Origin of the sequence: Mycobacterium lehmannii, from assembly GCF_002245535.1 — a bacterium.
GTDB lineage: Bacteria > Actinomycetota > Actinomycetes > Mycobacteriales > Mycobacteriaceae > Mycobacterium > Mycobacterium lehmannii.
The window spans coordinates 76,035-89,308 of sequence record NZ_NKCN01000008.1 but is presented as its reverse complement, the minus strand read 5'-3'; the positions used below and the strand labels follow the sequence as shown (position 1 = coordinate 89,308).

Genomic DNA, 13,274 nt, shown 5'->3' with positions numbered 1-13,274 from the left:
GGCCGCCCTGTGACCGCCGGCGGGCGCCCATTGCGCATCATTCAGTGGGCCACCGGCGGGGTCGGCTCCGAGATGATCACCACCATCTTCGATCACCGACCCGACCTCGAGTTGGTCGGGGCCCGCGTGTATTCCGACGCCAAGAACGGGGTCGACATAGGGACGCTCGTCAACAGAGCTCCCATCGGCGTCACCGCCACCACGGATGTCGCCGCAATCCTCGCACTGGACGCCGACCTCGTCTTGTACGCACCGTCTTTCACCGACCTCGACGATGTGTGTGCGCTGCTCGAGAGCGGGAAGAACGTGGCAACGCCGTCGTTTCTGTTCCACCCTCGCCGCATTCCCGAGGCCGACCGGGACAAGGTCCTGACGGCGTGCGAGAAGGGCAACAGCACTATCCACGGCAGTGGCCTCAACCCAGGCAACCTGTCTGGTGTGCTCCCGCTGGCGCTGTCGGGCATGAGCCGCACGATCGAGCGCTTGACCCTCCAGGAGAGAGCTGATTGGACGCTGTGGGAGAGCACTGGAATCACGTTCGATGGAATGTGGTTCGGTCGACCGGTTGATGAGGTGACGCCCACGGCCAACGGTTACCTGAGCTTCCTGACGAAGCTGTTCGTCGAGCAGACCTGGTTCATCTCCGACAGCTTGAACGCGGACATCGACGACGTCTCGGTGACCCTGGAGACGGTGCCTGCGAGCAAGGACCTCAAGATCTTCGACCACGTGGTGCGGCAGGGCAGCACGGCCGGCCAGCGGTGGAATTTCATCGGCCATCGGAACGGTGAACCGCTGATCGAATTCGAAACGCTCTGGACCGTCGGCGGCGAGTATCCCGACCACTGGCCGCAACCGCTCGACGGCTGGACACTGACCATCGAGGGCGACCCGTCCATGCGCACGCACTTCTTTCCGCTGGCCAGCTTCTCGCGCGAGGCATCCATCGAGGAGCACGTCCGCGCCGGCCTCATCACGGTGGCGATGCAGGTCGTCAATGCCATCCCGGCGGTCTGCGCGGCCCCGGCGGGTTTCGCGACGATGGCGGACCTGCCACTCATCCGTAGCTACACAGGATTTGGAAACAGGCGCGAAAGCTAGTCGCTGCGGTTGGTCCAGTGCGCGACAAACGGCGCGATGCCCGACAGGTCATAAAGCCCCGGCTCAGCCGCGACGACCGTGGGTATGGCGTTGATCGCGTGCATCGCGGTGGCCAGGCAGCCCTGTTCGGCGTGGTCTTCACCGGGAGACCCGATTTCGAGGTGTATTCGCATGCTCGGCTCACCTTCGAAGGCCAGATCGTATCCAATCTCGTTCGGCCAGTGCGGGGCCAGATCGTCAGCCATGCGGGTGAGATGCTCGACCGATATCGTGGTCTCGCCGCAGTCGACGACCACGCCGAACCGCATGGCACCGACGGTGCCCGAGGGGATCTCGCCCGCGGCGACGGTCAACGCGCGCGGCGTCGTCACGACCTCACGGAAGCCCTCGACCGCGCGGATTCGCAGTCCGAGCGCCTGAGCGAGCACCGTCGCGCTGCCGATCCATGCGCTCGCCGCATACTCGGCGTTCGCGAGCAGCGGGGTGGTGTCGTCGGGTGCGTGCCCGAAACCCATGGCATTGAAGACCAGGTCGTGACTGGCGTAGGTGGAGTAGTTGAGCACTTCGCGGACTGTGATCCGGTTCGTCTGCTGGGTGAGCCGCGACAGGAGGGGCGCGATCGACTCGCCGAAGAAGCCCGGGTACAGGCCCACCCCGAGGAATGATGATCGGCCCGTTTCACAGGCATTTTCGATGTCGTCGGCCAGCGATTCGTGCAGTGAGCGCGGATGGACGAACCTGCTTCCCGTGGCGACAACATTCTTACCCGAAGCGAGCAGGTCACAGACATCGGCGAAGCAGCCCGGGGTGTCGGTCTCGACCTTGCCCATATAGAGCACGACGTCGGCATCGGTGGCGATGATGGCGTCGCGGTCGTCGCTGGTGACCACTCCGGCCTCACCGGCACCGCACAGCGTGCCCGCGTCGACACCGGCTTTCGCCGGATCGTAGACCCGAACACCGACGACAGAGAGATCCGGCCGGCCGATGATGTGGCGAAGCGCCATCATTCCCGTCACACCGGTCGCCCACTGAATTACTCGCGTCATACGGGTGCCCCTCAATTCCACACGACGTCGAGGCGAGAGGGCGAGCGGAACATCGTCCCGGTGATGTACGGCGCAGGCGCGTCGGGATCGAGCCGGAGTCCGGGCAATTCGTCGAACAAGGCGTTGAAGATCTTCGTGGTCTCGAGCCGAGCCAGATGCATGCCCAGGCAGACATGGGCCCCGTGCGCGAACCCGATGTGCGGCTTGCGTTCCCGGAAAATGTCGAACTCCTCCGGTTCGTCCCACCGCGTTTCGTCGTGGTTCGCGCTGCCGAGACTGAGCATCATCGTCGCGCCCGCGGGTACGTGAACCCCGCCGATCTCGGTGTCGCAGGTGACCTCGCGCATGAAATTGAGCAGCGGGGTTTCCCAGCGGATGCCTTCCTCGATCGCCTGCGGCAGCAGGCTGCGGTCGGCGCGCACCGCGTCGAGCTGATCAGGATGGGTGAGCAATGCGTAGGCCAGGCTGGCAGTCGAGCGTGACGTGGTCTCGGCGCCCGCGGGCAGTAGGTTGCGCATGAAACCGTAGATCTGTTCGTCGGACATCTTGACGCCGTTGATCTCCGCACCCGCGAGGATCGACACCATGTCATCCCTGGGCGCTTTCCGCTTCTCGGCCAGAATCCCGACGAAGTACTCCTTCATCTTCGCCGACGCCCGCATCGCGCGGTCCATGTCGGCGCGGAAGCCCAGCAGGTCGATCGCGAGTCGGTGGAAATGCAGCACATCGGAATCGGGCAAACCCAACAGGGCAGCGATCACACGTACCGGAATTGGCATGAACACCGCGTCGACCAGGTCGGCCCGCTTGGCGGCCTTGATCTTCGCGATGGTCTGGTCCACCAGCGGGCCGACGAGTTCGGTATCCCAACGCTTCATCGATGAGCGAGCGAAGGCGAACTCGTGCAGCTTGCGGTAAATCGCGTGTTCGGGATCCTGCATCTCGAGGATGGTGGGGCCCTGAAGTGGCCGTACCACGTCCTCGTAACACCGGGTGCTGAAGGTGATGTTGTCGGTGAAGATCGCCTTGACGGTGTCGAACGTGTACGCCGTGAAGGTCGGCGGGCCGTCTTCCGAATTGCCGATCATCCCCATCTCGGGCCACCCGGCATGCACCGGCGCCTGTGCCCGCAGCTCCTTGAGGAAGGGGTACGGCGTGGCGTCACCGTCGGCGCCCATGCCTGCGTTGAATTTGTCTTGAGCGTCTCGAATACTCTGCTCGAGATCTTCGACGCTCGCCGGCTCGAACATGCGACGACTCCTCACTGCGGATCGGCCGCTATCAACATACACCCTGGTGGTTGCCGACCTCCATCATGTACGTTTGGCCGGAGTCAAGCCAAAGCCTCAGCGAAAAACACACCAGGAGCGATCGATTGGTAACTCGAGTCGTCCAATGGGCCACGGGCGCCGTCGGTCGCGCTGCGCTCGCCGAACTCATTGAGAACCCTGATTTTCAATTGGCCGGCGTGCTGGTGTACGACCCGGCGAAGGCTGGACAGGACGCCGGGTCGCTGTGCGGCCTTCCGGCGACCACCGGCGTCCTCGCTACCACGGACAAGGACGAGATCTTCGGACTCGGTGCCGACGTCGTCATCCATGCCGCCAGCAAGGCCCATGCCGTTGACACCAACGCCGATGACATCTGCCGACTGCTTGCGGCGGGTACCGACGTCATCACGACGACGTCCTACAACCACCTGCCGACCTACGGCGCCGAGACCGAGGCCGCTTTCGTCGAAGCATCCCGGACGGGACAGTCCCGCTTCCACGCCGCGGGAGAGAACCCGGGAATCATGTTCGAACGCCTGGTGGCGACCGTGACGGGGCTGAGCAAGTCAATCGATCGAATCGACCTCTACGAAGCGACCGATGTCTCGGCGGTCGACAGCCGACCCATGCTCGTCGACCTGATGGGTATGGGCCGAGCACCCGAGGACGTCAGCGTCGACTCGCCGATCATCAAGAAGCTCGACATGGCGTATCGTCAGGCGCTCAACGCCACCGCCGACGTTCTCGGCGTCACGCTGTCGCACGTCGAGGTCTCCGTTGATGCCACCACGCTTCCGCACGACTTCGAGGTGACGGCTGGCACTATCGAGGCGGGAACGGTCGTCGGCCAACGGTTCTCATGGGTCGGACACTGGTCAGGCCGCCCACTGCTGGCCATCCACGAGGAATGGGTCCTCACGCGGGATCTGCCCCAGTGGGGGCTCACGCCGCTTGCCCCGGGAGAGAAGGCGCCGCTGATCCGCGCCGTCATCAAGGGCGAACCGAGTTTCGAGCTCGCGCTCGACGTCGGCTGGGACGGCAAGGTGCCCAACGGGCGGCACGCGCAACCGGGGCATCTGATGATCGCAATGGGCGCAGTCCGGGCGATCCCTTACGTGAGGGCCCAGCCGCCGGGGATCGTCACGGCACCGGTGTTCGGTGCGATCCAGCTGGGCAGCCAGCGCCGAAACTGAGCTTCTGGAGACACATTCGCGCCTCCGTCGCGCCCAGCTCAGTCTCGGCAGGCGCTCACCGCGCGTGCGATGGTGTCGCTCGGCGCCGTGTGGAATACGTGTCCGCTTCCGTCCGGTAGCACTCGGCGCGCGATCAGGTAATCGGAGCCCAGCCAACCCTGCCTGATGTAACGGCCGAATCGGAGGAAGGTCCCCGGGGCTCCGCTCGCCGACGGCACGAGCTTCACCTGCTCGATTCCGTGCTTGACACCTTCGCCGGTCAGCGGCCTCGCAGCCGCCAAGCCGCGGGCGATCACGGTCGCGACGTCGTGACACAGGCCCGGCATCGAGTGCGCCGGTCGGCGTCCGTAGCGCGCCTCGAACCGGTCGAGGAAGGCCTGTCCGACGCGGTTGCGCTCGTCGTAGCTGTCAAGACCGATCCAGCCGCGCAGGTGATGCATCCACTCGGCGTTGATGTGCGCCATCTCGAACGCCGTCGTGGTGTAGCGCGGCGGATCCCAGCCGGCACTCTCCAAGGCGTCCGAGAAGCCCCACAACCCGTGGCCGAAACCGACGTGCACCAGCGCATCGGGACCGGCCGCCCGCAGTTGGGCGACCACCGCCTCCTTGTCCGCTTCGACCTGAGGGATGGCCGCCGTGGCGACGACCTTCAATCCCGCTGCGGAATAAGCCTTCTCGGCGAACGCCAGATACTCCTTGCCGATGAGAGAGGCCTCATAAGCGATGGCGATGCGCGACCTTGCGTCGCCGAGCATCACCGCGGCAAGCATGACCGGCTCTTCGGGCATCGACCCGTTGTTGAGCGCGAACGTCCACTCCCCCAGCGCCTCCTCCGATCCCGACAGGATGAGATTCGGAACCTTGGCCACGCGGTCGGCGTGCGCGGACAGCGGCACCGCGTTATCGGAGACGTACGGGCCGAAGATGACCAGGCAGCCCTCGGCGACCAGCTCGTCGTAACCGCGTTCGACGGCATGGTAGGTGCCATTGGGCAGGCCGATGACGTCGCGCCGCACCACTTCGATCGGCCGATCGACAAGCCCGGCGGAGCCCGCTTCCTCGAACACCAGCCGCAACGTGTCCAGCGTATCGTCCTCGGTGCTGGACCTGGTCGGATAGTCGTTGAGCAGACCGACTTTCAGCGGGGCCACTGAACCGTATGCGCGGGCCTTTTCCTCTGCCATCCCCGCAACATACACAATGAATGTCGCTAGGATGACCCTATGGCCAAGCGTGGTGGCACCGAATCCGAACGACGCGCTCGCGGAGATCAAACCCGTCGTGACCTCGTCGACGCCGGTCGCGTCCTGTTCGTGGAGAAGGGATACTTCAACACCAGCATCGGCGACTTGGTCACGACTTCTGGCGTCGGCACCCGCGGCGCCTTCTATCACCATTTCAAGGACAAGGCCGCGCTCTTCCGCGCGGTGTTCGAGGATGTCGAGCGAGACCTCACATTGCGTTCGCTGTCCTCCCCGCCGCGCGGCGCGGACTCGTGGGAGCGGCTCTGCGCAGGTCTTCACGGCTTTCTCGAGTCTGCACTCGAACCCGAGGTGCAGCGCATCATGCTGGTCGACGGGCCTGTCGTCTTGGGCTGGCGGACACTTCGCGCGATCCAGGAGGACAACAGCATCGCGTTGATCAACGAGATGGTGCGCAATGCCATCGCCGAAGGCAGCATCGACGATCTGCCCGTTACCGAGCTCACGCACATGCTCGTCGCATCGCTCGAGGAGGGCGCGCTCCTGGTGGCACACGCGAAAAGCCCCGGCCGCGCGCGCGGTCGGGCGGCACGCATTCTCGACCGGCTTCTGCTCAGCTTCGCTACGGAGCCGCGCAAGGTGGTCAGGCGGTAGTAGTGGTTGATTCGCGACCCGGGATGATGGCCTACCGTATGAAAATGAGCGTTTCCATTTTTGATTATTGTTCTTCTACCGGACTGATAATGTTGCTTCGCCCTCGTCTCAAGGAGATCTGATGTCAGACGCGCCACCACTGCGAATCGCCGTAGTCGGAGCGTCCGCGGGTCTCGGCCGCTGCATCGGTGTCGGGCTCGCGAGGGAGGGTGCCCGGGTCGCGTTCCTCGCGCGTCGTCGTGACCGCCTCGAGAACGCCGCCGAGGAGGCGGGCAGCGGTGCGGTGGCCGTCGCGTGTGACGTCACGGACGCGGATGCCTGTCGACGCGCCATGACAGCCGTCGTCGAAGAATTCGGGGGTCTCGACGCGCTGGTCTACACGACCGGCGTCGGTGTTCTCGCCCCACTGACCGAGGTGACGGCCGAGCAATGGGCAAATCTCTTCGCCACCAACGTCACCGGCGCCTCACTCATCACCGCGGCGGCTGCACCTCATCTCGCCACTAACGCGGGTTCGGCGGTCTACCTCTCGTCGCTCAGCGCTTCTTACTCCGCCCCATGGCCCCTGCTGGGTGCCTACGCGGTATCGAAGGCAGCGTTGGACAAATTGGTCGAGGCCTGGCGGATCGAACACCCTAACATCGGCTTCACCCGCCTGGCGGTCGGCGACTGCTTCGGCGGTGAAGGGGATTCCCAGACCGAGTTCAACAAAACCTGGGATCCGCAGGCGCTCGAGAACGCCATCCGGTTCTGGATGGACAACGGTTACATGCAGGGCGGTCTCGTCGAGGCCGATCACCTCGTCGACGTCGTGCACAACGTACTTCGTTGCGGAAACAGCAGTTTCATCCCATACCTGACATTGGCTCCCAGACCGTCGGGCGCGGTGGCCGAACTTCGACAGTGGTGAAGGACACTCGGTGACACACGAATCGCGCATGCTCATCGACGGCAAGCTCGTCGAATCAGAAACAGGCCGGCAGTTCGACAACATCAACCCCGCGACCGAGGAGGTTCTCGGCGGCACCGCCGACGGCACCCGCGCCGACATGGAACGGGCGGTGGCGGCCGCCCGCCACGCGTTCGACCACACCGACTGGTCGCGAGACGGACAGGCCCGTGCTGCCGGACTGCGTCAACTGCAGGCGGCGCTCGAGGCCGAACGCGAGGAGATCCGCAGCGAGCTCATCGCGGAGGCCGGCTGCCCGCTGCTGAGCACGTTCGGACCGCAGCTCGACGTGCCGCTCAAGGAAGCCCTGGGCTGGCCGGCCGATATGATCAGCCAGTTCCCCTGGAAGCGAACACTTCCCGATAAGGATGCGTTCGGCATGGGGACCCTCGCTGCCCGTGAAGTGTGGAAGGAACCTGTCGGAGTCGTCGGCGTCGTCACGCCGTGGAACTTTCCGTTCGAAATCATCCTCAACAAGATCGGGCCGATTCTCGCCATGGGCAACACGATGGTGCTCAAGCCCGCTCCCGATACACCCTGGAACGCCACCCGCATCGGCCGGATCATCGCCGAGCAGACCGACATTCCGCCTGGGGTGATCAACATTGTCACCTCGTCGGATCATCTGGTCGGCGAGGTGCTCTCGACCTCTCCCCTCGTCGACATGGTGGCCTTCACCGGGTCGACGGCGACCGGCCGGCGCATCATGAAGGCCGCCGCCGACACCGTCAAACCGACATTCCTCGAACTCGGCGGCAAGTCGGTGTATCTGGTGCTCGACGACGACGGCGACCTCAGTGCATCGGTGGGCGGCAGCGCGTTCATATCCATGCATGCCGGACAAGGCTGCGCCATGCCGACCCGGTTGCTGGTGCCCCGCAGTCGCTACGCCGAGGCGGTCGAGATCGTCAAGGTCGCCATGGAGAAGAACAAGTACGGTGACCCCACCGACCCCTCCGTGCTGCAAGGCCCTCAGGTTTCCAAGCGCCAGCAGGACCGGGTGATGGGCTATATCGAGAAGGGTAAGCAGGAAGGGGCAAGGGTCGTCACCGGCGGCAACGTCCCTTCGCACCTCGAGAAGGGGTTCTTCGTCGAGCCAACGGTTTTCGCCGACGTCGACAACCGGATGACGATCGCCCAGGAGGAGATCTTCGGCCCGGTGCTGTCGGTCATCGGATTCGACGACGACGACGATGCGGTCCGCATCGCCAACGATTCCATCTACGGCTTGTCGGGCGTGGTGTTCGCCAACGACCTGGACCGAGCCAAGTCGGTCGCGAGCCGGATCCGCACCGGGACCCTCGGAATCAACGGCGGCCTCTGGTATGGCGCAGACGCCCCCTTCGGCGGCTACAAGCAATCCGGTGTCGGACGGCAGTGCGGCATCGAAGGTCTCGAAATCTTTACCGAAACCAAGACTGTCGGCTGGCCAAAGGAGTCGTAGATGAAATCTCGAGCCGCCGTGCTCCGCGGAGTGGGCATCGATTGGGAAGTCACCGACATCGAACTGGACCCACCCCGCGCCGGCGAGGTGCTGGTCAGGATGGCCTACGCCGGGATCTGCCATTCCGACGAGCACTTCTACACCGGCGACAGCGTGCCCAGTCCAGAGATGGAAGAACTGATGCGGGCCTCCGGTGTGCCGGTGCCCGAGTGGTTCCCGATGCTCGGCGGGCACGAGGGAGCCGGCGTCGTCGAAGACGTCGGCCCCGAGGTGAGGACGCTCAAACCCGGTGACCACGTTGCTGTTTCGTTCTTCCCTGCCTGTGGAAGCTGCCGCTGGTGCGTGACCGGACACACCTATCTGTGCGACGTCGGCGCCGACATCTACAGCAAGGCCATGACCACCGACGGCACGTGCAGGCGCCACGTCGGCGACGAAGACCTGATGGCGATGATGCAGGTCGGCACGTTCTCCGAATTCGTGATCGCGTCCGAGCGCTCACTAGTCAAGATCAACGACTGGGTGCCGTTGGAAGCGGCTTCCCTCGTATCCTGCGGTGTCACAACAGGGTTCGGTTCCGGTTCGGTGGCGGCAGGAACCGAACCCGGCGACACCGTCGTGGTGGTGGGTGTGGGCGGTATCGGTATGAACGCCGTGCAGGGTGCGAAGGTCGCCGGCGCCAAGCACATCGTCGCCGTCGACCCGAACGAGTTCAAACGGGAGATCGCTCCCACCTTCGGCGCCACGCACACCGCCGTCGACGCTGGCGCGGCCCTGGAACTGGTCAAGGAGATCACCTGGGGCGTCATGGCAGACCGCGTCGTACTGACGCCGGGAGTGGTGCCAGCCGACCTGGTGATGGTGGCGCTGATGCTGCTGCGCAAGGGCGGCACCTGCGTGCTGACCGGCATGGCGAAGGTCAGCGACATGATGGTCCCGCTGAGCCTGCCCGACATGGTGAGTTCGTGTAAGACCCTCAAAGGGGTCCTCTACGGCGAGATGAATCCCCGCGAAGCCATGCCGAGGCTGCTGTCGATGTATGAGGCGGGCGCCATCAAGCTCGACGAGTTGATCACCCAGAAGTACAAGCTCGACGACATCAACGAGGCGATGAAGGACCTGCGCGCCGGCAGCAACATCCGCGGGGTCATCGCCTTTTAAGTACGCAGCCGCGACGGCGTTTCGGAACGACTCGCAGCGGTGCAGGGTAGAGTCGGTTTCATTCAGGGGCTGAGCCCACGCCTCGCAGTAAGTCTGCCTGCCTGCAGGGGTGTGATGCTTTCCAGTTCCGACGTGGCTTTCCACGGTGACCGATGACCAGCGACAGAAGCGTGAGAACCGAGGCGCCGGGTGGAGCAGCCGGCTGGCACTCTGTTCCTCACCCCGTGGTCATGGTCGACCGCGCGGGTGTCATACGCGGGCTGAGCGACTCCGCGCGCTCCCTCTTGCCAGACGCCGAGGTCGGGGCCAGATTCGTTGACACTGCGCCGCCGTGGTTGACGTGCGCGCATGTCCGATTTCTGCGAGACCAGGTGGTCGACGCCGCGCAGGCGTCGACCAGGGGGGAGCTCACAGGGCGCAATTTCGAGGCACGTCCCTCGGCGCTGCCCGGCGGTGAGGTCGCGTGGTGGCTGGTCGAAGACACCCACCGGACGCTGCGGGATGCGCAGGAGGAGCTGGCAAGGGAACGCGGGCGCGCTGCGCTTCTCGACGACGTCTCTGCGGTGCTGATGGCATCGCTGAACTTCGAGCGCTGCATGGAGGCGACGGCGCAGATGGCGGAGCGTCATCTGGCGGACGCCGCGGTGGTCGTCGCACCCGTCAGGGGTGAGCGGATGCCTGTCGTCTGCAGCGGAGCCGACGGTGCCGCAGAACACCGCAGCGTGGAAGCCGACCCCGCCGAGGTGTCGGGCCTCAGCGAGGCGCTTCGCCGGTTCCCGCCGGTCCCGTCGCGCTGGATCGACCCCGCGTCGGTGCCCGACTGGTTGATTCCATCGCACTTCGTCGGGCAGGTCGGGTCGGTCCTGATCACGCCGCTGCCCGGCCACGGCGTTCCGGCCGGCGCGCTCGTGTTGTTGCGCCGCGGCTCGCACACGGCATTCAGCGAGAACGAGGAACGGTTCGCCCGGCTGTTCGCCTCACGTGCGGGTGCGGCGCTCTCCGCGGCGCGGTTGTATGCCGAACAGTCGGCGATCACCCGCACCCTGATGCGCGATCTGCTACCCCCTCCGTTGAGACCGAACGGGGATTTCGAGCTCGCCGGCGGTTACCGTGCGTCAGCAGACCATGAGTTGGTCGGTGGCGACTTCTACGACGTCCATCCCGCCGTGGACGCCGACGGCGAAACCCTTGTTGTTCTCGGTGACGTCTGCGGCAAGGGCCTGGAGGCCGCGGTACTCAGCGGCAAGATCCGCAACACGCTGCAGGCGCTCGCGCCCCTGGCCGACCAGCACGAAGCGGTTCTCAAGCTGCTCAACAGCGCGCTGCTGACCCCCGACAACAGCCGCTTCGCCACGGTGGTGCTCGCCTCCGTTGCGCACCGCGACGGTCAGTTGAAGTTGCGGCTGACCTGTGCCGGGCACCCACCCCCGCTGATCGTGCGAAACGACGGAACAGTGGAGCAGACGGACACCCGTGGCATGTTGGTCGGCGCGCTGCCGCAGTTCAAAGCGCGCTCGACCGAGGTCTCGCTGGCCCCCGGCGAGACGTGCCTCCTCTACACCGACGGCCTGTCCGAAGCCCGCGGCGGCCCACTCGGCCAGGAGGCCTTCGGCGAAGAACGCCTGATCGGCGCGTTGGCGCAATGCGCGGCGCTGCCCGCCGAAGCGGTCGTCGAGCGGATGATGATGCTCGCCTCGCAGTGGGTAACCGATCGGGAACACGACGACATGGCCGTCGTAGCCATCACGGCGCCGCGCCGGACACATCTCAGTGCGGTCGACGGCCACACTGCAGGCAGGTATATAGCGTGAGCGGATCGAACATCGGCGCGGGAACAGCCGCCGCCGATCCCGCAACGGTGCGCGAGCGACTGTGGCAAGCGGCGCTCGGCGGTGACGAGCAGACCGCGGTTGCGGCCGTCTTCGCAGCGGTGGACGCGGGAATGACGCCCGAGGATGCCCTGCTCGAGGTGATCGCGCCCGTTCAACGCAGGGTCGGCGCCGAATGGGCGGCCAACCGGATCACCGTCGCGCAGGAGCACGCGGCCACCGCAATCAACGATCGCGTCATCGCGGCACTGTCGCAGCACCCCTCCGGCGAATCCACTGACGAGGCCGGGCGGGTCACCGTGGCCTGCGTGGACGGGGAATGGCACGCGCTACCCGCCCGGCTGCTCGCGGAAGTTCTGCGCCTGCGCGGCTGGCGGGTGGACTTCCTCGGCGCCCAGGTGCCGACGCCGCACCTGGTCGCGCATCTGCATCAGCACGCGCCCGACGCGGTCGCGCTATCGTGCTCGATCCCGACTCGCCTACCCACCGCGCACGCCGCGATCACGGCGTGCCAGGCCGCGGGCGTCTCGGTGCTCGTCGGCGGCGCCGCGTTCGGCCCCGACGGCCGTTACGCACGGCTTCTCGGTGCCGACGCGTGGGCACCGGATGCCCGGGCAGCCGCGCAGTGCCTGCGCGCCGACATCGGTCGACTACGCCTCACCCCGAACCGGCAGGCGGCGGAGCAGCTACCGCACCTGGCCGACCAGGAGTACTCGATGATCAGCACCGCCAAACCGCAACTGGTCAAGTCGACCGTCGCCGAGTTGGAGAACCGCTTCCCCGCGATGCGGGACTACAGCGAGGCGCAGCGCGAACACACCACCGAGGACATCGCCCACATCGTCGACTTCCTCGCGACCGCCCTCTACATCGACGACCACGAGTTGTTCACCGGGTTCATCGTGTGGACGGCCGAGGTGCTCAGTTCCCGTGACGTACCGGCGGCCTCGCTGATTCCCGCACTAGAGTTGCTTTCCGCTCAGCTGCAAGACTTTCCCCGAGCTCAGCGCCACCTGGCCGCTGCGCGCATTGCCCTGGTCCCCGACACCACACCGATCGCATGACGCTCACTTTGAAGTCCGACGTCGCGATTCCCTCGGCACGCATCCACGTCGCGGGCGACCTCGCTTACGGACACACCGCACCCGTCGTGGACGCCGTCTCCGAGCTGCTCTCCACCGACGCCCGCGTGACAGACCTGCACCTCGACTTCGCCCAGTTGGAGTTCCTCGACTCCACCGGACTGTCGGCGCTGCTGGTGATTCACCGAGAGGTGACACGCTCAGGTCTCAAGCTGCACCTCGACAACCGGCCACGACAGCTCGACCGCGTCCTGGAGATCACCGGCCTGCTCGAACATCTCACGTCGGGTGAAACCACCGCTCCCCAGCGCTCCGACGAAATCGAGATCGGTTGAGCGA

At 65.6% G+C, this 13,274-nt stretch carries 12 protein-coding genes; 9 read left to right on the top strand and 3 right to left on the bottom strand.

The window, feature by feature from the left end:
* Positions 1-72: 72 nt before the first annotated feature.
* Positions 73-1,101 (top strand): NAD(P)H-dependent amine dehydrogenase family protein, encoded by a 1,029-nt coding sequence (locus CEX87_RS11360; RefSeq protein WP_064400039.1) that lies wholly within the window; start codon positions 73-75, stop codon positions 1,099-1,101.
* Here CEX87_RS11360 and CEX87_RS11355 read toward each other — a convergent pair.
* Together CEX87_RS11355 and CEX87_RS11350 are read right to left on the bottom strand one after the other, a co-directional pair.
* Complete coding sequence (locus tag CEX87_RS11355; protein WP_064399930.1) at positions 1,098-2,150, bottom strand: NAD(P)H-dependent amine dehydrogenase family protein; 1,053 nt, start codon at positions 2,148-2,150, stop codon at positions 1,098-1,100. The two genes, CEX87_RS11360 and CEX87_RS11355, sit on opposite strands and share 4 nt — an antisense overlap.
* An 11-nt stretch (positions 2,151-2,161) precedes the next feature.
* Positions 2,162-3,400 (bottom strand): cytochrome P450, encoded by a 1,239-nt coding sequence (locus CEX87_RS11350; protein ID WP_064399931.1) that lies wholly within the window; start codon positions 3,398-3,400, stop codon positions 2,162-2,164.
* Positions 3,401-3,525: 125 nt separating this feature from the next.
* Here CEX87_RS11350 and CEX87_RS11345 point away from each other — a divergent pair, with 125 nt between their 5' ends.
* Positions 3,526-4,614 (top strand): NAD(P)H-dependent amine dehydrogenase family protein, encoded by a 1,089-nt coding sequence (locus CEX87_RS11345; protein ID WP_094287157.1) that lies wholly within the window; start codon positions 3,526-3,528, stop codon positions 4,612-4,614.
* Positions 4,615-4,652: 38 nt separating this feature from the next.
* On the opposite strand, the gene CEX87_RS11340 is transcribed toward CEX87_RS11345, so the two are convergent.
* Entirely contained in the window at positions 4,653-5,798 is a 1,146-nt protein-coding gene (locus tag CEX87_RS11340) for an ABC transporter substrate-binding protein (RefSeq protein ID WP_064399933.1), read from the bottom strand.
* Between the two features lie 39 nt (positions 5,799-5,837).
* Here CEX87_RS11340 and CEX87_RS11335 point away from each other — a divergent pair, with 39 nt between their 5' ends.
* The 7 genes from CEX87_RS11335 to CEX87_RS11305 all read left to right on the top strand — a co-directional run bounded on the left by CEX87_RS11335 (position 5,838) and on the right by CEX87_RS11305 (position 13,270).
* Entirely contained in the window at positions 5,838-6,470 is a 633-nt protein-coding gene (locus CEX87_RS11335) for a TetR/AcrR family transcriptional regulator (protein WP_064417482.1), read from the top strand.
* A 121-nt stretch (positions 6,471-6,591) separates the two neighbouring features.
* Positions 6,592-7,380, top strand: coding sequence for an SDR family oxidoreductase (locus CEX87_RS11330; protein WP_066810826.1), 789 nt, complete (start codon positions 6,592-6,594; stop codon positions 7,378-7,380).
* Between the two features lie 28 nt (positions 7,381-7,408).
* Positions 7,409-8,863, top strand: a complete 1,455-nt coding sequence (locus tag CEX87_RS11325; protein ID WP_066811381.1) for an aldehyde dehydrogenase family protein — start codon at positions 7,409-7,411, stop codon at positions 8,861-8,863.
* Complete coding sequence (locus tag CEX87_RS11320; RefSeq protein WP_066810827.1) at positions 8,864-10,024, top strand: NDMA-dependent alcohol dehydrogenase; 1,161 nt, start codon at positions 8,864-8,866, stop codon at positions 10,022-10,024.
* A gap of 152 nt (positions 10,025-10,176) precedes the next feature.
* A complete protein-coding gene (locus CEX87_RS11315; RefSeq protein ID WP_094287155.1) occupies positions 10,177-11,835 on the top strand; it encodes a PP2C family protein-serine/threonine phosphatase in 1,659 nt (552 codons plus the stop codon).
* The gene (locus tag CEX87_RS11310; protein ID WP_066810829.1) at positions 11,832-12,917 is read left to right on the top strand and encodes a cobalamin B12-binding domain-containing protein; all 1,086 of its coding nucleotides are present in this window, start codon (positions 11,832-11,834) and stop codon (positions 12,915-12,917) included. The genes CEX87_RS11315 and CEX87_RS11310 overlap by 4 nt, the downstream gene beginning before the upstream one ends.
* Complete coding sequence (locus tag CEX87_RS11305) at positions 12,914-13,270, top strand: STAS domain-containing protein (RefSeq protein ID WP_094287153.1); 357 nt, start codon at positions 12,914-12,916, stop codon at positions 13,268-13,270. The genes CEX87_RS11310 and CEX87_RS11305 overlap by 4 nt, the downstream gene beginning before the upstream one ends.
* The last annotated feature ends 4 nt before the right edge of the window (positions 13,271-13,274 follow it).

What these genes read in the sequence shown, in the direction of transcription:
- CEX87_RS11360 (WP_064400039.1), top strand. Translation starts at nt 73, where the DNA reads ATGATCACCACCATCTTCGATCACCGACCCGACCTCGAGTTGGTCGGG.
- CEX87_RS11355 (WP_064399930.1), bottom strand. Translation starts at nt 2,150, where the DNA reads ATGACGCGAGTAATTCAGTGGGCGACCGGTGTGACGGGAATGATGGCG.
- CEX87_RS11350 (WP_064399931.1), bottom strand. Translation starts at nt 3,400, where the DNA reads ATGTTCGAGCCGGCGAGCGTCGAAGATCTCGAGCAGAGTATTCGAGAC.
- CEX87_RS11340 (WP_064399933.1), bottom strand. Translation starts at nt 5,798, where the DNA reads ATGGCAGAGGAAAAGGCCCGCGCATACGGTTCAGTGGCCCCGCTGAAA.
- CEX87_RS11335 (WP_064417482.1), top strand. Translation starts at nt 5,838, where the DNA reads ATGGCCAAGCGTGGTGGCACCGAATCCGAACGACGCGCTCGCGGAGAT.
- CEX87_RS11330 (WP_066810826.1), top strand. Translation starts at nt 6,592, where the DNA reads ATGTCAGACGCGCCACCACTGCGAATCGCCGTAGTCGGAGCGTCCGCG.
- CEX87_RS11325 (WP_066811381.1), top strand. Translation starts at nt 7,409, where the DNA reads ATGCTCATCGACGGCAAGCTCGTCGAATCAGAAACAGGCCGGCAGTTC.
- CEX87_RS11320 (WP_066810827.1), top strand. Translation starts at nt 8,864, where the DNA reads ATGAAATCTCGAGCCGCCGTGCTCCGCGGAGTGGGCATCGATTGGGAA.
- CEX87_RS11315 (WP_094287155.1), top strand. Translation starts at nt 10,177, where the DNA reads ATGACCAGCGACAGAAGCGTGAGAACCGAGGCGCCGGGTGGAGCAGCC.
- CEX87_RS11305 (WP_094287153.1), top strand. Translation starts at nt 12,914, where the DNA reads ATGACGCTCACTTTGAAGTCCGACGTCGCGATTCCCTCGGCACGCATC.